Origin of the sequence: Chryseobacterium sp. MMS23-Vi53 (assembly GCF_047651245.1) — a bacterium.
In the GTDB taxonomy this organism is placed as follows: domain Bacteria; phylum Bacteroidota; class Bacteroidia; order Flavobacteriales; family Weeksellaceae; genus Chryseobacterium.
Genome location: NZ_CP180265.1, coordinates 3,720,231 through 3,741,803 on the forward strand (window position 1 = coordinate 3,720,231; position 21,573 = coordinate 3,741,803).

Here is a 21,573-nt window from a genome sequence, read left to right on the forward strand (position 1 = left end):
TATATACTTAATTAATCAATAACCAACAACCATGAGAGCTTACACCTACACCAGAATTTTTTTCTGTTCTGCTTTGCTGTGTATTCTACAGGCTTGCAGTTCTTTGCTAGGGTTGCCTTCAAATCCAGAGAGATCCACACTGGGCGAAAACACAACCTACACTACAGAGTTGAAAAATATGCCTTTACCAAAGGAAAAAATTGTGATCGGAGTTTACAAATTCCGGGATCAGACAGGACAGTATAAGCCATCCGAAAACGGTAACAACTGGAGTACTGCCGTTCCGCAGGGAACAACAACTATTTTAATCAAAGCTTTGGAAGATAGTAGATGGTTTATACCCATCGAAAGAGAAAACATCGCAAATCTTTTGAACGAAAGACAGATTATCCGTTCTACAAGACAGGAATACGCCAAAGATGTTGATAAAAACGCCCAAGCTTTGCCACCTCTTTTATACGCCGGAATTTTGTTGGAAGGAGGAGTTATTTCCTACGACAGCAACATCATGACTGGTGGATTGGGAGCCAGATATTTCGGAATCGGGGCTTCCACCCAATACAGACAAGACAGGATCACCATTTATCTTCGTGCGGTTTCTACGCTGAATGGTGAAATTTTAAAAACAGTTTACACCTCCAAAACAATACTTTCAACAAGCATCAACGGAAGTTTTTTCAGATATATCGATACAGAACGATTGTTGGAAGCTGAGGTTGGAGTTACCCAAAACGAACCCGTACAATTGGCAGTGACCGAAGCTATCGAAAAAGCTGTAAAAGCATTAATTGTTGAAGGAATTAAAGATAAGATTTGGGGTAAATCTGTTGATAATCCTGCCAATTATCAAGCGGTAGTAGATGAATACGACAGAGAGCAGATCGAAAATAAAGACCGCGTTATCGGAAACAAATTTCCCGGAATTTACAGACAGAATTTTGCCATCTTCGGAAATGTGGAAGCACAGAAAATAAAAGATGATTATGTAAATCCAAAAATGAATATTGGCGGAAAACTTGGTTTTAAATATTTCGTTACGCCAAGTATTAATTTTGAATTCAATTCAAATATTTTCACAATGGAGAATGAAAACATTGTGAAGCGCACTTTCTTCGTTCCTGAAGTGAATATTGAATACATTCTTTTCCCGAAATACAGATTCAGTCCATATCTCTACGGTGGAGCAGGAGCAATGTATTCGAGCATTAAGCCAAAATATAAAGGACAGGTTGGCGGCGGCCTAGAATATGTTTTTGCTAAAAATATTGCAGTGAGAGCTTCTTCTCAGTATGATCTTGGTTTTAAAGACGATTGGGAGGGGCTGGTTAACGGAAAACGAAAAGATCAGGCATTGCGATTTGCGTTGGGACTCAATTTTTACATCGGAAACAAATAAAACATGAATTATGAAAACTTTAATCAAAATACTCAGCATATTCATCCTTATTTTCTGCTTATTTTCCTGCAACGAAGAACTCGTAGATCAGGCTCAGACAGGAAATTTAAAAGGAAAAGTAGTGAAAAGAGGAACAAACCAACCCATCGCCAATGTGAAGATTTTCACGGCACCAACGACACAAACGGTTTTTAGCGGAACAGACGGTTCTTTTGAAATTCCAAATATGCCGATCGGAAATTATTCTGTAAAAGCGGAATTGTCGGGATATGTCACCAATTATCAGGCAATTAATATTCAAACTCAAAATCAGGCAGTAACGATGGTTTTTGAAATGGATGATGATACTTCGCTCAATTCTCCGCCAACTGCTCCGGTTTTAATAAGTCCGGTCGACAACGCGGTCAATCAGCCTTTAAGTGTTGAATTAACATGGAGCTCGACAGATCCCGATACAACGGATGTTTTAAAATATAATTTAACCATAAAAAATAATGTAAATACAAATGTTATTCAGGTAAATGATCTTACTGCAACACATTATACATTAAACAATCTGAATTATGGAGTAAGTTATTTCTGGCAGGTTTCTGTTTCGGATGGAATTCATCCTGCGGTTTTAAGTCCGATCAGTAAGTTTACAACGAATACGGTTCCGACCAATCGATATCATTATGTTCAAAAGCAAAGTGGAAATTTAGTCATCATTTCAAGTGATGCGACAGGAACGAATTTTCAGTTTACCAATCCTTCATTCAATAGTTGGAGACCGAGAAAAAATAATAATTCGGGCTTAGTGGCATTTTTAAGAACAGAAGGCGGAAGCAATCATATTTATACAGCAAATCCTGATGGTTCGAACCCGTTTAAAGTCACTACTGTTCCTGTTGCAGGTTTCAGAAATGATGAACTCGATTTTGCGTGGAGCACAAACGGACAGGAACTTCTGTATCCGAATTTTAATAAATTATATAAAATCAATAAAGATGGAAGCGGTTTGACTTTGGTCTACACAACGCCCGACGGAAGCATGATTTCCGAGTGCGACTGGAGCTACGATGGAAGTAAAATTGCTCTAAAGACTAATGATTATAACGGTTATAATACAAAAATATACATCATTGATATGATGGGAAATGTTTTGAAAACCGTTCTCACCGGAACTTCCGGAGCGAGTGGCGGACTCAACTTCTCGGTTGATGGGCAAATGTTGGTGTACAGTCGTGATATGTCCGGTTATCAGGATAGTTCGGGAAATTACCGACAGCTTGATACGCATATTTTTGTTTATAATTTAACAAACGACGCGGCATATGATATTTCGGTGGAAAGCGAAAAGCCACTCGGAACCAATGATTTAGATCCTAGGTTTTCTCCTAATAATGCACAGGTAATCTTTATGAATACCTCAAATGATAACATCTCTCAGAAGAATGTTATGGTTATTGATCTGAACAGCTCTATGACGGATCTCACTAGAGCTGTTCTCTTCAGTAATGGGGAAATGCCGGACTATGAATAGGATTGGATTGTTAAATGTGAATTTTGCTTTGCAAGTGAATTATTTAATGTTAATTGTGAATGGTCAATTTTAAAAGTCAACTTTAATTTATCAATTTTTGAATAGAGAATATTCAATTTAAAAAAATCACGATTGACTTACGAAGCAAACTTCACCATTTACATTTAATAATTCACTTTAAAATATTTTTTTTCATGGTATTATTATTAAAAATTCCAAACTCTTTACGGGTTTGGAATTTTCGGGTTAATTAAGGTTGGTTAATATCAGTCAATGATATGATTTTCGATTGCGTATTTTACGACTCCCACGGAGTTTTTTACATTTAGTTTCAATAGAATTCTCTTGCGGTGGGTTTCTACCGTATTGATGCTGATGAAAAGTTTTTCTGAAATGTCCTTGCTACTAAGTCCGTCGCAGATAAGTTTTAGGATTTCGACCTCACGTTTAGTCAGGGGATCTTTGATGTGGATTTTATGATGATCCTGTTCGCTGCTGATGAAATTAATCATTCTGTCTTTTGCGTAATCGCAGATATAAATTTCGTTGAGCAGGAGCGCCTGAATGGATTTCATGAATTCATCATAGCGGCTGTTTTTATCGAGATAGCTTTTAATGCCTTTGTTGAAAAGTTTTCTGATGTCTATTACATCATAATCGTTTCCGATGATGATGATTTTAATAGCTTTATTGTCTGAAGTAATATTTTCTATGGATCGGTAAAGATCTGTAAGAATTAGCATATTGGAGCTTATCATGAGGAATTCCGGAGGATCATCTTTTAGGAGAAGTGCAAGTGCTTCAGGGCAGTTGCAGATTTCGATGCTGTTGAAAATTTGGCTCTGGTCAAGGAGTCTTGACAAACCTTCTGTGTACAGTAGCGGTTCATCAAAGATGGTTAATCTCGGCTTCATCATGATTAGTTTTATTTATATAAAAATATAAAAAAAACTTTACATTTTGCATCAAATTATCAAAAAAATGCATTTTTTTATAAATAAATATTTAAAATAATTGAATTTTTAATGATTATTTGATAAATAATTCTCTTTATGTGGAGTTTTAATTGTAAATTTTAGAGTTATTGTTGATTAAACTCAATAGTAATGGTACGTTGAGGTGTGTGGAAACGATATTGAATTTATTTAACTAACACAGTTGGGATATGTTTCACTTTAAAGTTGACCGAGTTGGCAATGAAACAAAATTCGTTGGCTTTATGATGAAGTTCTTTTGCTTTTTCTACCATTGATTCGTTTGAAACGATTACAGTAGGATATAAAGTCACTTCTGTAAAATGACCGCTTCCATTGGCTGTTTCTGCCATGGTTCCGGTTGCTTCATCAATATAATCTGTAACAATAATACCAGCTTCCGAGCAAAAATGCAAATACCACAACATATGACACGAAGAAAGTGATGACAAAAACATTTCTTCCGGATTATACTTTGTTTTATCTCCTCGAAAAGAAGGATCGGATGAACCCTCAATCGTTGGCTTATTTTCTACAGAAATGGTGTGGCTTCTTTCGTAATCGCGGTAGTTGCTGGTTCCTGTTCCTTTGTTGCCACTCCATTGGATGGTGATTTTGTAGTGGTGGTTTTTCATTTTTTTATTTACTTGAAAGATTTTGTATGCTTGTTTATAAAAATAAACAAAAAAACCTCCAGAAAAACTAGAGGTTTAAAATTTTGTATTAATTAGAATATCCGATCAATTCTTCTTTTTTCGAATTGTAGATTCTGTATTCTAAATATTTAAAAGAATCCCTTGGAATTACGTTTACCCATTTTTTGTATTTCACGAACCATTTCATCTGGATGCTGTTGAAACCTTTGGTAAGGTAAGCTTCCACAAATGGATGTACATGCAGGTAAAGTTTCCCTTTTTCCTTTTGCATGATGGTTCTCAGGGTTTCGCCCATTCTTTCTACAATGACGATCGGTGCTACGATTTCTCCGTCTTTGTTTGGGTTTTCTTCTTTGGTATCGATCTGTTTTTCCGGACGGTTTCTTTGTCGCGTAATCTGGATCAGACCGAATTTACTTGGTGGAAGGATCTTGTGACGTGCTTTGTCACGTTTCATTTCTTCCTTTAGATGTTCATACAGGTCTCTTCTGTGATCTGGGTTTGGCATGTCGATAAAATCGATCACGATGATTCCTCCCATATCTCGGAGACGCAATTGCCTTGCAATTTCTGTAGCTGCCATTTTGTTCACTTTCAGAGCGTGTTCTTTATTTACGGCAGTTCCGGTTGTAATATTATTCCCGGAGTTTACGTCGACTACGTGTAGTGCTTCGGTGTGTTCTATTACCAGATAAGCACCCTTCGAGCTTGGAATGTTGACGTGTTTTCCAAAACTCTGCTTGAGCTGTTTTTCAACATTATAATATTCCAGAAGTGGAATATGAGAATCGTAAAAATGAACGATATTTTTTCTCTCCGGAGCGATTACTTCGAGGTAGTTTTTCATTTCATCCACCATTTGCTCGTCATCACAGGTGATGCTTACAAAATCCTGGTTGAAATTATCCCTTAAAATAGCTGAAGCCTTATCATCTTCGCTTAAGACTCTGGACGGAACTTTATTTTTCTGTATATTTTTAAAAGTAGTTTCCCATTTCTGAATCAGCTGATTCATGTCATTGTGCAGGTCGGCTACTTTTTTTCCTTCGGCTACGGTTCTGATGATTACTCCGAAACCTTCAGGTTTGATGCTCTCGATCAAAGTTCGTAATCTTTCTTTTTCCTCAAAGCTTTTCACTTTTTTGGAAACAGAAACTTTGTTGTCGAAAGGAATGAGTACCAAAAAACGTCCTGTTAAAGAAATCTGAGTAGAAATTCTCGGTCCTTTTGTAGAAATGGGTTCTTTGGTAATTTGTAATAAAACAAGGTCATCTTTCGCAATTACCTTGTCTACAGTTCCGTTTTTATCTATTTCGGGTTGTATCTCGAAATTTTTTAAACTTGAAGTGCTCTGTTTTTTAGAAATCGTATCTCTCAGAAATTTTCTGTACGTGAGATATTGCGGTCCCAAATCCTGATAATGCAGAAAAGCATCCTTATCATAACCGATATTTACGAATGCTGCATTAAGGTTGGGCGCCAGCTTTTTTACTTTTCCTACAAACAGGTCTCCAACTATAAAATCGCTTTTGTCCTCTTGCTCATGAAGTTCACATAGTCTTCCGTCTTCCAGCAGTGCAATCTTTGTAAGATCATCTTCATGCGAAACTATTAGTTCTTTCTTCATTTTGTTGTAAGATAAAAATTGTTAAGATTTTGGGAAATAGGCATATTTTTCATCAAATTAATAATTCCTTAAGATAATAATTACTATCGAAAGAACAGTAATTTTCCTGAAAAATATATAACAGCCTGTTTCACTGCGAAATCCTATAGTTGCAAAACAAAATATAGTCGGTGAACCTTTACAAAATAAAATCACCAACTATATTATATATTATAAATCTCGAAAAAAGAGATTATTTTTTCTTATGTCTGTTTGCTCTTCTTCTTTTCTTTCTTTTGTGAGTCGCAACCTTGTGTCTTTTTCTTTTCTTTCCGCTTGGCATAATTATAATTTTTTAGTAACTAGTTAATATTCAGTTAATTTTTCTTATTTTACTGTAACTTTCGTTTTTACTTTCTCAACAAAAGATTTTGATGGTTTGAAAGCAGGAATGTTATGAGCAGGGATTTCAATAGCAGTGTTCTTAGAGATGTTTCTTCCCGTTTTAGCTGCTCTAGTCTTGATGATAAAAGAACCGAAACCTCTTAGATAAACATTGTCACCATTATACATAGAAGTCCTGATTTCTTGCATAAATGCCTCTACAACTTTCTGTGTTTCATTCTTTTCTGTTCCCAACTTATTTGAGATGGTGTTTACCAATTCTGCCTTTGTCATTTCCTTTTTTAATTTTAAATTTTAGGTGTGCAAATTTAGTTAAAAAAATTGAATATTAGCAAATTAGTGGCAAAATATTTTTTTATAAGAGGTTGAAAATTGAATGTTTATTCTGTGTAAATGTAATATTAAGTCACTATTACATGCTGGAATTGTAATAGCCATTCTCCACGCAGAAGCGAATCAGGTGCAGTTTTGTCTTTAGCCCGAGCTTTTCTGTAAGGCGGTTGATGTACGTATCGATCGTTCTTGTACTGAGGTTTAGTTTTTCTCCAATTTCCTTATTGCTAAAGCCTTCGTAGCAGAATTTCATAAGCTGGATTTCGGTAGGGGAAAGTTCTTCCTGGCTTTTTTTCTGTCTTTCCATGTATTCCTGAACGGCCAAAGGCTGCTGTTCCCATTCTTTGGAATAGGCTTCGTAATCGAATGTATCGGAAGCTATTTTTCCTTTAATAATATCTTTAATGACATTGCTTTTTTTCTGACAGTAATATATATTGGGAATTTTTGAAAGAATTTCCGCCATATCTTCCTGGTAAGTCCCGGAATAGGTAATGATCGGCGTCTCAGAATTGCTTTTTCTTATATATTTTATGGCTTCAAGTCCACTCAGAACCGGCATGAAAAGTTCTATAATAAACACGTCTTCCTGCCTCCTGTAATTTCTGCTGATAAGCTCGTGGCCGTTGTTGCAGTCGTTGAGAAGCATGTAAAACGGGTTTTCTGTAAGCGTTCTGATCATTATTGTTTTAAAATAAAAATCACTGTCGGCTATAGAAAATCTCACAGTATTAGTTAATAATTTACTCACTTTAATATCGATTTGGTGAATGATAATTAAAATTATTGGGCTAAATTAGGAAAATCTAATGAATATGAAAATTAATCTTAATTTAATTAAGAGCAGCGTATTTTTTAACTGAAAAAGTTAAATTTTGTGAATAGATTATTTTTTTATAATTTCACAGGCCAAACAAATCACAAACTATGTCTTCGAACAGGGAGAAAAAATTAAACAAGTCAGACGTCAGGATAGGCATTTGGAAATTTGTTCTATCATTCATCGTTTTATCAGGTGTATCCTTCATCTGTGTCTTTTTCTTTTTCAAAAGTTACGACATGCAGCGCGAAGGTATCAAAAAGCAGGCAGACGATTACCGCGAACTTCTTACCCGCAGCGATCTGCTCAGAACTCATGTCGACAGCATTCTGTACCGTATGGACCAGCTTGATATCAACAAGGTGGATAATGATATTTTCCTGAGGAATTATATTATGGATAACGTACGAGATGCCAAAAATATTATGGGAAAAGACAGTGCGGATAATTTTAAGCATTATTCGGTTTTAATGAAGCAGATCGAGCCAATGCTGGCTTTAAAGAACGATATTGTTAAGATTTCCTACAAAGAACAGGCGGCTTTAAGAGACCTTAGCGAGTGCAGGGGAAAAGTGGGAATTGTAAACGATGAGTTGCGTACCGATCCTACAAGAAAATTCACGGGAAGCAGACGAAGAAGATAAAAACGAATACTATGCAGGGACAAATCACACTATCAAAAAAAGAAAAGCAGTACCAGTTTGTATATTTAATTCTGATGCTTTTTGCAGCGCTTATTTTTTTAGGAATTATTTTTCTTAAAGGATTCGAATCGCCGTTTTCCGACGAAGACATTATTTCTGTTCAGAATTTGGAAGAAAAATCGAAATTCGACCAGAAGCAGCGGTATTCTTATAAAACTCTCGACAGTACATTCTCAATGATTAATCGATTGACTGATGAGTCTCCGCAGCCTTTTGTGGAAAACAACATCATGTATGGAATCAACGATGTAGCCAATTATTTCCAAAATGGAGACAACATCATGGATATCCGAAAAGATGCCTATCCGCAGATCGCAAAATTTTATAAAATGTATTTTAACGATAAAAAAATTATTTCAAGCAAAACTGAAAATATCAAAGGTTTCGAAAAACAGTTTGAGGAATGCTCAATCGGCTTTAAAGAAAAGAAAAGTCAGCTCTTCCAAAGAGAAACAGCCCTGAAAGCCAGAAATCAGTAAGCTTAAAATTTTACACTAAGGACACTTATTCACAAAATAAAACACATCACACAATCATTAACTATGAATTACTTTCAAAAAAACAAAAAGAACATTATTATTGGTGTTATTGCGACTCTGCTGATCGCTGCGTTGGTTGCATTGTGGTTGCAGAAGAAGGTGATACATTCCGCAGACGATATTGTCGGGGTGGTAAATCCTTCTTCCATTGCCGTTGGAGATACGCTTTTGTTTGAGGACATGACTCAGTTCGCAAAAACCAGAAGATGGAATTTTGGAGACGGGCAAACCTCGGACAAACCTCGTGGGATTCACTTTTACAATAGACCGGGATATTATCAGGTAACATTGATTATTGATAACAAATATTCCAAATCTTTTCCGGTAATGGTTTCCGCGAGAAGCATGCCGAAGCCGAAAGATTCTACAAAATCTAAAACTTTGATCGACGCTCAAACTCAGGCAATGCAGTTTGAAAATGTACAGTTCCGTGCTGTTTCTGATGCAAAACAGTTCACATGGAAATTCGGAGAGACCGGAAATATCGATTCTAAAGACAAGCTGGCGATTTATTCCTACAAAAAACCGGGAGACTACATCGTGACACTTTACACAGATGAAAGCGAAGAGCCAATCCTTCATCAGATTAAAATTCTTCCTGCTTACGACGCTTTGGAAGAGGAGGTAAGCGTAGAAGATGCATATGCTAAAATTGATAACGATTTTAAATATCACCTTCAGCAGATCGCCAATGGAAACAGCTTCAATACACATTACAACTATTTGTTGAGAACTTATCTGTGTAACAACGAAAATACAGTGGTGAAAGTAAACGACAGCAAAGTCAATAATTTCTACATGTATTGCGCAGGTCTTCAGTTTGATAAAAATAATGTGATCCAGACTGTAAAAGTGAACTTCGATGATGCACAAAACTGTGTAACCAAAGTGGATATCAACCAAAGTAAATAATTTATTTCCCGTTCAGAATTTTTTTGAACGCACCCAATCATTAAATAAATCAGGATGAAAAATAAACTTCCTCTAGCAGCATATTATATTGGAGTTTCGGTGTTGTTGACAAGCTGTCAAGTAAAACTGCCGTCAAAAAGAACTCCGGAGCCGTCACAATACGGACAGGTCGATAATTCACCTGTTGTAAATGGTTTTCCTAAAAAATCGGTTCCATGGATTGCGATTTCCGACAGATCCCGAAACACGGCTTATTTAGATAAAAGTGATGAAAAGTCATATAAAGAAGTTAAGTTTTTAGAACCTTTAATGGTACTTAAAAACCGCGATGGAATGGTAAAAGTAGCAGAATATATTCCTGATGCTTTGATGAAAAAAGTTTCGTCTAAACAGATCAAAACCTACGGATGGATCCCCGAATCCGATCTTCTTCTATGGACCAACTCTTTAAAAAGCGAAAAAACAGGTTTTCCTGTGAGAGTCGCTGTTTTACCGAGCAACAGCGAAGTAATCCGAAGCTCTGAAAGATACTATAAAAACGATTCGATCATGGTGTTCAATTCACCGAGTCTTATTGAGCAGGCCAACGTAAAAATCCCGAACGGACAGGTTGTTTACGTTTACAAACAGGCAGAAAATAACAAAAGATTTTTGGTCGGGAAGAAGCCAACGGTCGATATAGACAGCATCAGCACAAGTTTGTATGGTTGGGTAAGCTCTAATGTAATTTCAGCTTGGGGAGAACGTTCTGCAGTCAAAATGAAAAATACAACAGGTGTTACAGAAACCGCTCTTGGCTTACATGAAGGTTCTCCGGGAGGAAATGAAACGGAAAACAGAACGGCAGTTCTTTTAACTGATGTTAATAAAAGAACGCCTCTTGAAAATATCTATCCCGTTAATTTAGCTTTAAATGAAGCTCCCACACCGGATTCGAAAACGAAATATTTTACAAATGTTTTAGACTACAGTAAAAATTACGTTTTCAATGTTTTGGGAGAGCAGGTTTATTTTGATCGTTATAGAGAAATTACAGAAAGAAATAAGAGAATCAACATTGTTTTTGCATTAGACATCAGTGCACCGAATGCTCCTTATGCACCCATTGTAAAGTCTTTATTGCAGGATTTACAGCTTAGATTCGAAAAACCTTCTTATTTCAATCAGGTGAAATATGGAGTTGTTTTATATAAAAATAATTCTTGTGGAGACAATGTTGCTGTTTCTAATTTAAGCACGGATTACAGCAAAATCACAACATTTATCGATCAGAAAACAAATGAGATGAATTGTCCAAGCAACAGCGGAAACCAGCCTGTAAATGAAGGTTTGATGGCGGCCGGAAATCTTCTGTCCAACGTTCCTGATGAAACGAATATTGTGGTAACAGTCGGAACTTCTGCCAACCAAAGCGGAAATATGTACGGCGTAATCAATTCTTTAACGCAAGCTCAGGCAAGATTGATTATGTTCCAGACAAGTGCAAGATCTGCAGATACTTACAATGATTTTGTTTTGATGGCAGAAAACGTGGTAACTAATACTGCAAAAAATATTGCTGAATTAAAGAAACAGAAAATCATTAATCAAAATGATGTTTTAACTAAAAATAATTTCAATTTAGTTGAAGGCGATGCAGGTTTCTTCTCATTAGATTATCCGAAACAAAGTATGTCTCAAGGCTTTGTTATTTTCCCGAAAAAAGGGGATATCGCAACGCCGGGTTATCTTAAAAAGTCGGTGGACAGCCTGATTTCTCAGGTTACTCTGGATAATTCTACTTTGGATAAATCTTTAAACGATTATTTCCATTCGTCGGTAGGAGCGGGAAGAACGGATGTTGATGTTAAATATAAATATCTGTATCCTGGACTTACCAACCCTGTTCCTGCGGGAATTGCAGCACAGCTGATTAATTATGGAAATCCGTTTTTAGTAAAAGGTTACATTCCGAAAGAGCTGAAAGATTACAAACCCGGATTGGAAAAAGGAATCCTGATTTCCGAAGCAGAATTTGATAATTTAAAACTTTTCTACACCGAAGTTTATAAAAATACAGGAGCGGAAAGATCGGATTTCAGTCAGTCGAGAGCGATCAATGAATACATCAGATTGCTGAAAAAATATAATCCTACCATTAAATTTTTAGATAAAGGTGATCTTTACAAACAGCCGATGTCTTACGCAGTGGGTATAAGTACCGGTTTTGATAATTCTGAAGAGGAAATCATGTCGAAATACATGCTCAGAGGCTGGAAAAAATCTAAAATCGTAACCAACGAAACGGTAAGAACGTATTTCCGTCATTACAAAGATTTAGCAGACAGAATGTTATCCCATAGAAACAATCCTGCCGTAAAAATCCAGCAAAACGGACAGACATTTTATTGGCTGAATGAATACTTTATGCCAACCATGTTGCCAACCGAAGAACCGGAATATACTAAACATTAATAACTTATAATATTAAAAAGCGGAAATTTATTTCTGCTTTTTTTATTTTTTAATGTAAATTTTTTATCTTTGATGTTACCCAAATCACAGAATTATGTCACAGCAATCATCCCCTCATGACGGCAAATATTTTGTCGTACAAAAAGGTAAAGCCCAGTGTAATCAGGGTGATCAGTTTCCTCAATATAAAGTAACTTCTCATCAGAAGCATTTTTGGAATGACTATGATGGAAATGCCGACTTTTTAGGTGTTACAGAAGATGATCTTCAGTTCAATCCTGCCGGACCGAGCTTCGGAAAATGCAAATTAAAGCCTAGTTCAGGCGGTTATCTGCCGTGTTCTTACGCACCTGCCGGTAAATGGCAGAAAACGTATGATAAAGTAAAAATCATGGGTAAAAAAATTGTGACTGAACTTTCGGAACTGCAATGCACCATTGGAGGGAAAATTACCATCAACGATCACGGACAGCGTGGGCAAATGAGCAAACAGAACGTGAAAAATGCAGACAACAAAACAGTGCAGCACATCAATCCGCTGGTGAAAATGCAGGATTTCAAGGAAACTGTTCTGGAAAGTGAATTAGACGCTTATTAATTTAATTAAAAAACACACTTTTCAATGTCAAAAAAAGGAGTTTCAAAAATATCAGGAAATCCATCACCAAAAGTTGGGGAGAAAACCTTGTACACCATTACCGAATGGTATCCTGGGACCCCAAAAGAAGATCAAAATCCGGCTTTGGTAACCTGGGAATTATTTAAAAAAAGACCCAACGGAAGTTTTACGACAACCAATATCAGGAAAACAGGGGACGGAAGCTTTACGTTTGGTGAAGTGGCAGCAAAAAATACGTATCGATTGGAAGCCTATCTTCATGAACCAGAGGGAGATGGTGCAACAACGATTGATATTACACCTCAATTAGCCGAAGTTCCGAAAATCAATAAAGTGGAATTAAAGTATGTAGATGATTCTTCAGGAACGGTTTTTAGTTATAATGAAAAGTTGGTCGCCAATGCACAATGTGTGAATCTTTCAGGTGAGAAACTGGTTTTTACACTTTGGGAAGATGATGAAAAAGGGGATGGTCATAATGCTAAAAATAAATTTATAGACAGTAAACAAGCGGTTGTTGATAAAACAGGAAATGCTATTGCTGAATTTGTTTTAACGAAAGCTTTAATGCAAAAAGCTTCGCAGGGCGAAAAAGATCCTAAAGAGTTGGAATTTTATGTAACCGTAGAATATTACAAAAATAAAAAACATGCTACAGATAATTTCGAGTTAAAAAATCCTGAATATAAAGAGCCTGTAGCTCCTCCTAAAAGCACTGCTCCCAAAGCACCCACTCAACCTGCGAAAAGTCCACCGAAAGCACAAGGTTCGCCTGCTGCATCCAAACCTGCATCCCAAAAAGAGGAAAAAGGAATCATGGATTCGGTAAGTGAATGGTGGAATGAACTTTGGGATTGGGGAGAATCTAAAGGCACTGTGAAACCTGAGAAAAAACCAACGGTGCAGAAACCGGATGGGAAGACGACGAGTCAGGTAAAAGATCAGGATCTTAAAATTACAGATTGTGGTGAGAAATTCTGTATTAAAAAGGGCGATAAAAATGAATTAATCCGTGAAATTAACATCCGATTAGCCGGATTTGGAGGGAATATTCCTACGGACGAATTTACAGACAAAACCGAAAAAATGATTAAGCAGTTTCAGAAAGATTACATGAAAGTCCCTGAAACCGGTAAAATTTGCGGAAATGTTTTAAGAGCCATCGACGAATTTTCTATAAATTTTGATATTTCAGCAACTGTCTGGAAGCAACTTGGATGTTCTTGTACTACAAAAGGAAAAGAGGTTACAAGCAAACTAAGAGGAGTAAAAGAACTCAACAAATGCGGAAGTTTTGGCGATAAAACGGGTGAAAATACCGAACCTGAAAAATCGAATAAATATGAGTTTCCTGGAATTCACAGGTCTCTTTTATTCGGATTAAAAGCGCTTTTGTTTTATTTAAGCAAACAAAAAACATATAGTTTTGGAAAAATAAGTTCCGGTTACAGATGTAGATTTAAAAATTTTAAAACAACAAACCATCAAGGAAAAGCTATTGATATTCAGTTTGATAAAGGCACTTGGCAAATCAGAGGTCAATTGTATAAAAATATCGCTGAACTTACGAAAATTAGAGAAGATTTTTTTTATAAATATCTTAATGCAAAGACTAGCTGGACAGAAAAAAATAATTTCAGTTTAGAACCCATCGGATTGAATTCTAACAATACCTTAATAGATTCCAATCATACCTACAGTTGGATTCATATGGATGTAAGAGAATTTGACAAAAAATACATGGATGATAAGTACTTTTGTAAAAATTCAGCAACATTAAACGGCAAAGGAATTTTGCAGCTTGCTCTAGAATCAGGTTTTGTAAATACATGCAACTGTATGAAAAAATTCGAATCTCAGCAAAAAGCAACAACGACTTCTGCAGCCGGAGATTGTGATACTAAATTCAAAAAAGTTGCACCTATTATTCTTCAGCATGAAGGCGGATTTGTAGATCATCCTGATGATAAGGGGGGCAACCAATAAAGGTATTACATTTGCTACTTGGAAACAATATGCAAAAGAAGATGTAAATGTAGAGCCGACCTTGGATAATTTAAAAACAATTACCGATGAGCAGGCAACAACTATTTACAGAAAAAGATACTGGGAACCGAAAGGTTTTTGTAAAGTTGAAGATGAAAGGGTAGGATTAATGGTTTATGACTGGACGATTACGTCAGGAGGTGCAGGAAAACAGGTTCAGAGACTATTGAAAAATGAATTTGAACAGGATATTAAAGATGACGGAACAATTGGATCCAAAACCATTGAAGCCATCAACAATGTTCATGATCAGGATAAATTATTAACAAGAATAGCCGAAATAAGAAAACAATATTACACAGACCTTACCTTTACAAACGGGAAGAAAAACAGCCAGGATGTATTCCTGAAAGGATGGCTGAACAGAGTAGATGATTGCCTAAATTTTAAACCTTAAAAAATATATGAGATTTTTAATATTAAGTTTTTTACTGATTCTGAGTTGCAAAGAAAACAATGCCAAAGCAACCGATAAAGAGGTAGCTTTAACAGCTCACGTAGAAAATAAAAATGAAACAGTAAAAGACAATTGGTCGGGGGAATGGATTTTTGAAAAAAAAGCCGGAAATGCCGATGTTCCTGAGGAGCAATTTACACTTACCATCGTTCAGGAAGGAAATCATATCAAAGCGCAATATTGTGCAATCGCCAATAATGGTGGGAAAATTGACTGTGAAAATGGAGAAAATTACAATGTCACCGGAAATATTCAGAATGGTAAAGTTGTTGGTGAATTCTTTAGCTTTTTTGGTTCGGCAAGTAACAAAGGTAAGTTTGAAATCTCTTCAATTGACGACAATAAGATTCAGTGGAAAGTTACTGGTGCACCAAAGGGTACTTTTTACGCTCCTGATGATTGTGTGCTTGTAAAGAAGGATAATTCTCCTGTTTCTCAATCTTCTGTAGCTGTTTCTAGTAATAAATCAGCAAATCTTCTACCGATTGATTATAAAAATTTAGAAAGCAGACAAAAATTTGCAGATCAGCCGGAAGAATGGTTGCAAAAAGCTTTTCTTCAAAAGTTTGATCTTACAGCAGACGGAAGTCTAAAGATTTTTTCAAAAGATAATTTTGATGTGTATCTTATTAAAAATGTCGGTGGAGACAGTGAATTGGTTTATCTTGTGTCTACAAAAGGAAATAATATTGTAAACGGAATGAATATAGCCGATAGCAATGGAGATAGCGAAACCACAAAGACATTCTCAATAGATGAAAAGACTAATATTTCTATTTTTGATGATACAGGGAGTAAAAGAAAATTAATAGCAAGATATTCATTTAGTCAGGGACAATTTAATAAAAAATAAAAATGTTTTTTTAAATTAAAACTGTAAAAAGAGGTTGTGTATTATCGCGCAATCTCTTTTTAGTTTAAAAATAAATCGCTTTAAAATTATTTTAAAGAAAAATATTTTTGAATTAAATTTTACACTATTTTTAAATGATAAATTTGGCATCGGTATTGATGAAAATGTCATATTAAAAAGTAAAACTTTATGATAAAAAAAAACTTTATTGGTCTTTGTCTTTTGGCTGGATTTTCTGTGATTTCTTGTAAAAAAGATCCATCAAAATCGGCAAAAGCAAGTATAGATTCTACAACAAATATCCAAACTGGTGGAAATGATTCCGTTTCTATGTCGAAACCTGAAGTTGTAAAAGCAGATTCCGCAACAGAAAATTCAGTTCAGAAAAATACAGATGATACCAAAACAAAACCCGTCATTGAAGGAAAATATACAGCAAATACCTGTGATGGCGGAAGATTTTCAATCGAAATAAAAAGTATTGGAGGAAAACCTACTTTCAAAATTTTAGATAAAACAAAAACTATTGCAACCGGAAATGCTTCAGTTCAGGAAGCAGATGCGACTAATAGTGATGTTACGATCACGATGGGCGAAATAGGGGGTTTGGTTGAAGGTGACAAAATCGTAATCCAAAACAGTGGGAACTCTATGAATGAATTTGAACATTTTACCCAGTGCGGCGACAAATATTTAGAATTCACAAAACAAAAATAATTATCAAACATTTATAATCGAAAACAGCGTACAATCTTGTGTGCTGTTTTTTTATTTCTTGTGGTTAAATAAAAAGTTAAAACAAGTTTAGATTTAATAAAAACTCGATTTTGTGAAATAAAATTTTTACTCTAAATTAGATATAGCCTAAAAAACAAAAATATGATCGTTCATTTTATCCTTTCCGGAGAGACGCTGGAAAGTATATCTGAAGAAATTAATCTTGAAAATCCAATTTATCTTAAAGAATTTCACAATACACATTGTGCAAGAGAAGATTTTATATACGATCAACTTATTCCGCGAAAAAAACTATTGATTCCGGATCTTAATAAAATCAGAGAATACAACAGCCGAAACGATGCACCTTTCAAGCATCCGAAACTGAACCCTGAAATTCTTTTCAATCCTGAAAATTTTAGTAAAATATACTCCGTTTCTAATAAAGAGGTTGAGGAAAATCAACTGGAAAAAACAAGCAATACTCTTTCATACACTGTTTCTGTAAAGTGGGTAAGAAGAGAAGGAATATTTCATATTTTTCACATATATAAAAACAATTTTTCGGATGAAATTGGAAGCATGATGGCGGATTTGGCATCACAATCCATCCGTTCTTTGAATCCGATTGAAGTTAAAACCAATCATAAAGGTGAAATTATAAATGTTGGTTTAAAAGAGGAAACAATTAACAATTTTGCGAAAATCAAAGAAAAATTATCCGATCTTTTCTCCGATAATTATGCTGAAATTTATTTGAATGAATTTGAATTTGCGGTTTCAAATAAAGATCTTTTCGACCGAAGAATGAAAGAAGATGTTTTTATAAAAACATATTTCTCTAGTTTGAGAAATAGCTTTGTTAACGGAAAATCTTACTTAGAATTTTCTATTGGAGAGGAAAATATTCATATCAATCTTCAGCAAAAAATCGAAGGCCCGGAATACGATGATGAAATCACTCTTCTTCAATCCATAAACTCATCTGAAGCGGATAAAAATTTCAACGGAAAATATATTCTTTTTACCAAAACCGGAATGGTGAAAGAAGTTGAAATTGAATACTTTATTTCCCAATCTGGTGTTAAAAATTCTAATCTTTTTACGATTAAAGAATTGTCGTAAACTCCTTTTAATAAAGGATGTGTTAAAATATTGTTAAATCATTTGTCGTAGAATTACTACATCAAATCGTAGTATTACGACAAAAAATGAAATTGATATTTAAAAACTTTCAGAAGAGATTTTACTGCGTTATATTTGTATCACAATCAATGAATCACAAAATATTATTAACGATTAAAATTTACCTATCATGGCAGCAAATTCAAGAGGAATCTTAAAATTCAATGGAGGAGAAGGTCAAAAATTATTGAAGCTAAACTACAGTGTATCAAGATCTACAGACGTATCTGGTAGAGTAGCATCAGATCCTTCAAACGCACTTATCAAAGTTACAGTAGAAGCTACTGAAAAATCAGACATCTTGGAAAGCTTACTAAACGGAAAATACAAGCCTACAACGGGTGAAATTACTTTCAACAAATCTCACGAAGAAGGTACTTTAATTACTTTGAAATGGGAAAACGGATATGTAATTCAGCATGAAGTAGACTTCGATGCAGTAGATGAAAACAGCATGTTGATCAGTTTTGTCGTAAGCGCTGAAACAATCGATTATGGAAATTCTAAATTCGAAGGTCTGTGGCCATCTTAATAAGAAATTACAAGCAATTAACATTCATAAAAAAAGAAAGACTGTCCCCATAAGACGGTCTTTTTTACCATTAAATGATGTTTTGGTTAAAAATTTTATTATGTTGAGAATAATATTGCTATATCACTTTTACAAGACATAACTCTCTGTTCTGAAAAAAAACTAATATCTTAGTAAACTATAAAAATTCAGACGATTATGGATTAATTTTTGCTGAGGTTTAGCAAAAACATGATCGGTGAATGACCACCAAAATATACAGAATATTAATTTGAGAAAAAATACACAATGGGAGTACTAGTAACCAATGAGACTGTAAAACAATTATTTCATATAGCGCAGTCGATTGCGAGGGAGAATTATAACGGAACTTACGGCGGACCACACATTTTGCAGGCTTTAATGCACAAAGATATTGGTCTTAATGAGTTTTTAAAAAGCATAGACAAAGATCCAGGATATTTCTATGAATGGGCAGATGTTCGAATTGAAGATTATCCTAAAACAACGCATCTTCCGAACGAAATAGATGAAGATGAATCTGTAGATAATATCGTAGAAGAAGCGGATGATATTCGTTTAAAATTAGGTTTAGACGAAATTACTCCTATATGCATTTTGACGGCAATTGTAAAACCTCAGGTTGCTTTTACCTTACAACAGCTTAAATCTCTGCCACTTAGAGAACACGAAATTTTCAATTTATACAGAAAAGATACTCCGTATGAATCTTCGGAAAATGGAGATTTTAATTCAATTTTTTCAAACGGTTCAGATTATTCGGATAATTCTTTTCCTTCCATTAAAAGTTACTGTGTAGACAGAACGGCTCAGGCAAGAAAAGGGGAGCTGGAAAACATTATCGGAAGAGATAAAGAACTACGAATGTTAGTTGAAATTCTTTGCCGAAGAAGTAAGCCGAATGTTATTATCATCGGAGAGCCCGGAGTTGGGAAAACAGCTTTAGTAGAAGGTTTTGCCATCGAAATTACCAAAGGAAATGTTCCTGATATGTTGAAAAACGGAACATTGCTGGAGTTGGACACCGGAGCATTATTAGCCGGAACTTCGTATAAGGGAGAGATAGAAGATCGTTTGAAGAAAGTTATCAACGAATGTAAAAAGATTGAAAAAGCGATTCTTTTTATTGATGAAATCCACACGCTTTTAGATCCAAAAGGAAGCATCGGAAACGTTGCTAATTTGCTTAAACCTGAATTAGCGAGAGGCGAAATCACTGTAATTGGAGCGACAACTCAGGAGGAGTATAGAAAAATCATCGAGCCAGAACAGGCTTTTAATCGTCGTTTTGAAGTATTGATGGTGAATGAACCGGATGAAAAAACGTGCGTTAAAATGATCGACGTTTTATTGGAAGGCTACAAAAAACACCACGGAATTGAAGTTGAAAAAAATGCACTTCCGGAATGTGTTCGTTTAGCAAAAAGATATGCTAAAGGTAAAAAATTACCAGATGCAGCTATCGACTTGCTGGACAGAACAATGGCAGCCATCAAAATGTTGGATGAGCTTTCAGAAAAAGAACTGGAAAGCTGGAAAATCAAATATGATGAAATTCTACAGGAAGAGTTTTTTGATGAAAAAGATAAAGCAGATGAATTAATTTGGACGTATAATTTATTGAGAGATAAAATCAGTCCAATTTTGTGGGGTTCTTTAAGCGAACAACCGCAAATTGATAATTCGATGCCTGTCGATGCGATTCAGAAAATTATTGAAGATACTTATGCAGAACTTTTACAACATGCAGCAGTAAAGAGAGAAAAAGTAGATCGCTTGGAACTGGCGGCCGTGATGGCAGCAAAAACAAACATTCCGATTGGTAAAATTCAGGCTCAGGAAAAAGAGAAATTATTGAATATGGAATCTCTTTTAATGAATAGAGTTGTGGGGCAAGATCATGCTTTAAAAATCCTTTCTGATGCAATTGTTGAAAACCGAAGCGGATTGAATAAACCAGGACAGCCAATTGGTTCTTTTTTCCTTTTAGGACCGACCGGAACAGGAAAAACCGAATTGGCGAAATCGATGGCAGAATTGCTTTTCAACGACGAGAAAGCGATGGTTCGTTTCGATATGTCTGAGTTTAAAGAAGAGCATTCGGCGGCACTTTTATACGGTGCGCCTCCGGGATATGTGGGTTACGAGGAAGGTGGAATGTTGGTGAATAAAATCAGACAACAGCCTTACACCGTAGTTTTATTTGATGAAATTGAAAAAGCGCATCACTCTGTTTTTGATGTCTTTTTACAGATCATGGATGAAGGAAAAGTTCATGATAAGCTTGGAAAAGAAGGAGATTTCAGCAATGCCTTAATTTTATTTACTTCAAATATCGGAAGCGAAGAAATTGTAAAGCAGTTTGAGGAAGGAAAAATTCCTGAATCAAAATCATTAATGCAGATTATGTCGAATTCAGGTCGTTTCAGACCCGAATTTTTAGCAAGAATAACGGAGATTATTCCATTTGCTCCTATCACGGAATCTATGGCGGAGAGAATTTTTAATATTCAATTAAAATCACTTCATAATTCATTAACAAGATTAGGAATGAGCTTAAAAATTTCCGATGAAGCAGTGAAAAACTTAGCTTTAGGCGGATTTAGCAGCAAGTATGGAGCAAGACAGATTTCCGGAGTGATTAGATCTCAGTTGGCAAGACCAATCTCAAAAATGATCGTGAGGGAAGAAGTAAAATCCGGACAGACCATTCATGTAGACTGGAATTCCGAAGAGGAAAAACTGAGCTGGAAAGTAGAGTAAAAGAAATTGCAAAGGGATAATTTCAATTTCCTTTTGCTATTTTTTTAACATTTTATCTA

Annotated in this window: 19 protein-coding genes; 14 read left to right on the forward strand and 5 right to left on the reverse strand. The window is 35.3% G+C overall.

Translation table 11 applies throughout. The features are described 5' to 3' along the window. Positions 1–31: 31 nt before the first annotated feature. Together ACKX2A_RS16740 and ACKX2A_RS16745 are read left to right on the forward strand one after the other, a co-directional pair. A complete protein-coding gene (locus ACKX2A_RS16740; RefSeq protein ID WP_415326026.1) occupies positions 32–1,396 on the forward strand; it encodes a CsgG/HfaB family protein in 1,365 nt (454 codons plus the stop codon). 10 nt (positions 1,397–1,406) lie between these two features. Next, the gene (locus ACKX2A_RS16745; protein ID WP_415326028.1) at positions 1,407–2,918 is read left to right on the forward strand and encodes a carboxypeptidase-like regulatory domain-containing protein; all 1,512 of its coding nucleotides are present in this window, start codon (positions 1,407–1,409) and stop codon (positions 2,916–2,918) included. 266 nt (positions 2,919–3,184) lie between these two features. Here ACKX2A_RS16745 and ACKX2A_RS16750 read toward each other — a convergent pair whose 3' ends face one another. From ACKX2A_RS16750 to ACKX2A_RS16770, 5 genes are all read right to left on the reverse strand, one after another. Then, a complete protein-coding gene (locus ACKX2A_RS16750) occupies positions 3,185–3,835 on the reverse strand; it encodes a response regulator transcription factor (RefSeq protein ID WP_415326030.1) in 651 nt (216 codons plus the stop codon). A gap of 224 nt (positions 3,836–4,059) precedes the next feature. Then, positions 4,060–4,527, reverse strand: a complete 468-nt coding sequence (locus ACKX2A_RS16755; protein WP_415326032.1) for an OsmC family protein — start codon at positions 4,525–4,527, stop codon at positions 4,060–4,062. Between the two features lie 88 nt (positions 4,528–4,615). Beyond that, entirely contained in the window at positions 4,616–6,175 is a 1,560-nt protein-coding gene (locus tag ACKX2A_RS16760; RefSeq protein WP_415326033.1) for an Rne/Rng family ribonuclease, read from the reverse strand. Between the two features lie 366 nt (positions 6,176–6,541). Then, the gene (locus ACKX2A_RS16765; protein WP_027388329.1) at positions 6,542–6,832 is read right to left on the reverse strand and encodes an HU family DNA-binding protein; all 291 of its coding nucleotides are present in this window, start codon (positions 6,830–6,832) and stop codon (positions 6,542–6,544) included. Between the two features lie 139 nt (positions 6,833–6,971). Next, positions 6,972–7,643 (reverse strand): LuxR C-terminal-related transcriptional regulator, encoded by a 672-nt coding sequence (locus tag ACKX2A_RS16770; RefSeq protein WP_415326035.1) that lies wholly within the window; start codon positions 7,641–7,643, stop codon positions 6,972–6,974. A 176-nt stretch (positions 7,644–7,819) separates the two neighbouring features. On the opposite strand from ACKX2A_RS16770, the gene tssO reads away from it, so the two are divergent. From tssO to ACKX2A_RS16830, 12 genes are all read left to right on the forward strand, one after another. Continuing rightward, positions 7,820–8,356: a type VI secretion system TssO gene (gene tssO, locus ACKX2A_RS16775; protein ID WP_415326037.1), complete on the forward strand. Its 537-nt coding sequence runs from the start codon at positions 7,820–7,822 to the stop codon at positions 8,354–8,356. A gap of 11 nt (positions 8,357–8,367) precedes the next feature. Continuing rightward, the gene (locus ACKX2A_RS16780; protein ID WP_415326039.1) at positions 8,368–8,895 is read left to right on the forward strand and encodes a type VI secretion system transmembrane protein TssO; all 528 of its coding nucleotides are present in this window, start codon (positions 8,368–8,370) and stop codon (positions 8,893–8,895) included. Positions 8,896–8,958: 63 nt separating this feature from the next. After that, a complete protein-coding gene (locus tag ACKX2A_RS16785) occupies positions 8,959–9,867 on the forward strand; it encodes a PKD domain-containing protein (RefSeq protein ID WP_415326041.1) in 909 nt (302 codons plus the stop codon). A gap of 54 nt (positions 9,868–9,921) precedes the next feature. Continuing rightward, positions 9,922–12,321, forward strand: a complete 2,400-nt coding sequence (gene tssR / locus ACKX2A_RS16790; RefSeq protein ID WP_415326043.1) for a type VI secretion system protein TssR domain-containing protein — start codon at positions 9,922–9,924, stop codon at positions 12,319–12,321. Between the two features lie 94 nt (positions 12,322–12,415). Further along, complete coding sequence (locus ACKX2A_RS16795; RefSeq protein WP_415326045.1) at positions 12,416–12,919, forward strand: DUF4280 domain-containing protein; 504 nt, start codon at positions 12,416–12,418, stop codon at positions 12,917–12,919. A gap of 24 nt (positions 12,920–12,943) precedes the next feature. After that, positions 12,944–14,926 carry a hypothetical protein gene (locus tag ACKX2A_RS16800; RefSeq protein ID WP_415326047.1) on the forward strand — a complete coding sequence of 661 codons (1,983 nt, stop codon included), beginning with the start codon at positions 12,944–12,946 and terminating at the stop codon, positions 14,924–14,926. After that, positions 14,904–15,383, forward strand: coding sequence for a glycoside hydrolase family 108 protein (locus ACKX2A_RS16805; RefSeq protein ID WP_415326049.1), 480 nt, complete (start codon positions 14,904–14,906; stop codon positions 15,381–15,383). Before ACKX2A_RS16800 ends, ACKX2A_RS16805 begins: the two co-directional genes overlap by 23 nt. Positions 15,384–15,390: 7 nt before the next feature. Then, a complete protein-coding gene (locus ACKX2A_RS16810) occupies positions 15,391–16,296 on the forward strand; it encodes a hypothetical protein (protein ID WP_415326050.1) in 906 nt (301 codons plus the stop codon). Positions 16,297–16,485: 189 nt separating this feature from the next. Beyond that, on the forward strand, positions 16,486–17,013 hold the full coding sequence (locus ACKX2A_RS16815; RefSeq protein WP_415326052.1) for a hypothetical protein: 528 nt from the start codon (positions 16,486–16,488) through the stop codon (positions 17,011–17,013). A 162-nt stretch (positions 17,014–17,175) separates the two neighbouring features. After that, a complete protein-coding gene (locus tag ACKX2A_RS16820; protein ID WP_415326053.1) occupies positions 17,176–18,138 on the forward strand; it encodes a hypothetical protein in 963 nt (320 codons plus the stop codon). A 190-nt stretch (positions 18,139–18,328) separates the two neighbouring features. Next, a complete protein-coding gene (tssD, locus tag ACKX2A_RS16825) occupies positions 18,329–18,730 on the forward strand; it encodes a type VI secretion system tube protein TssD (protein ID WP_415326055.1) in 402 nt (133 codons plus the stop codon). Positions 18,731–19,018: 288 nt separating this feature from the next. Next, positions 19,019–21,514, forward strand: a complete 2,496-nt coding sequence (locus tag ACKX2A_RS16830) for an ATP-dependent Clp protease ATP-binding subunit (RefSeq protein ID WP_415326057.1) — start codon at positions 19,019–19,021, stop codon at positions 21,512–21,514. The last annotated feature ends 59 nt before the right edge of the window (positions 21,515–21,573 follow it).

Bases quoted from the DNA above. Each gene is read 5' to 3' on its own strand.
- ACKX2A_RS16740 (WP_415326026.1), top strand. From the start codon at position 32: ATGAGAGCTTACACCTACACCAGAATTTTTTTCTGTTCTGCTTTGCTG.
- ACKX2A_RS16745 (WP_415326028.1), top strand. From the start codon at position 1,407: ATGAAAACTTTAATCAAAATACTCAGCATATTCATCCTTATTTTCTGC.
- ACKX2A_RS16750 (WP_415326030.1), bottom strand. From the start codon at position 3,835: ATGATGAAGCCGAGATTAACCATCTTTGATGAACCGCTACTGTACACA.
- ACKX2A_RS16755 (WP_415326032.1), bottom strand. From the start codon at position 4,527: ATGAAAAACCACCACTACAAAATCACCATCCAATGGAGTGGCAACAAA.
- ACKX2A_RS16760 (WP_415326033.1), bottom strand. From the start codon at position 6,175: ATGAAGAAAGAACTAATAGTTTCGCATGAAGATGATCTTACAAAGATT.
- ACKX2A_RS16765 (WP_027388329.1), bottom strand. From the start codon at position 6,832: ATGACAAAGGCAGAATTGGTAAACACCATCTCAAATAAGTTGGGAACA.
- tssO (WP_415326037.1), top strand. From the start codon at position 7,820: ATGTCTTCGAACAGGGAGAAAAAATTAAACAAGTCAGACGTCAGGATA.
- ACKX2A_RS16780 (WP_415326039.1), top strand. From the start codon at position 8,368: ATGCAGGGACAAATCACACTATCAAAAAAAGAAAAGCAGTACCAGTTT.
- ACKX2A_RS16785 (WP_415326041.1), top strand. From the start codon at position 8,959: ATGAATTACTTTCAAAAAAACAAAAAGAACATTATTATTGGTGTTATT.
- tssR (WP_415326043.1), top strand. From the start codon at position 9,922: ATGAAAAATAAACTTCCTCTAGCAGCATATTATATTGGAGTTTCGGTG.
- ACKX2A_RS16795 (WP_415326045.1), top strand. From the start codon at position 12,416: ATGTCACAGCAATCATCCCCTCATGACGGCAAATATTTTGTCGTACAA.
- ACKX2A_RS16800 (WP_415326047.1), top strand. From the start codon at position 12,944: ATGTCAAAAAAAGGAGTTTCAAAAATATCAGGAAATCCATCACCAAAA.
- ACKX2A_RS16805 (WP_415326049.1), top strand. From the start codon at position 14,904: ATGATAAGGGGGGCAACCAATAAAGGTATTACATTTGCTACTTGGAAA.
- ACKX2A_RS16810 (WP_415326050.1), top strand. From the start codon at position 15,391: ATGAGATTTTTAATATTAAGTTTTTTACTGATTCTGAGTTGCAAAGAA.
- ACKX2A_RS16815 (WP_415326052.1), top strand. From the start codon at position 16,486: ATGATAAAAAAAAACTTTATTGGTCTTTGTCTTTTGGCTGGATTTTCT.
- ACKX2A_RS16820 (WP_415326053.1), top strand. From the start codon at position 17,176: ATGATCGTTCATTTTATCCTTTCCGGAGAGACGCTGGAAAGTATATCT.
- tssD (WP_415326055.1), top strand. From the start codon at position 18,329: ATGGCAGCAAATTCAAGAGGAATCTTAAAATTCAATGGAGGAGAAGGT.
- ACKX2A_RS16830 (WP_415326057.1), top strand. From the start codon at position 19,019: ATGGGAGTACTAGTAACCAATGAGACTGTAAAACAATTATTTCATATA.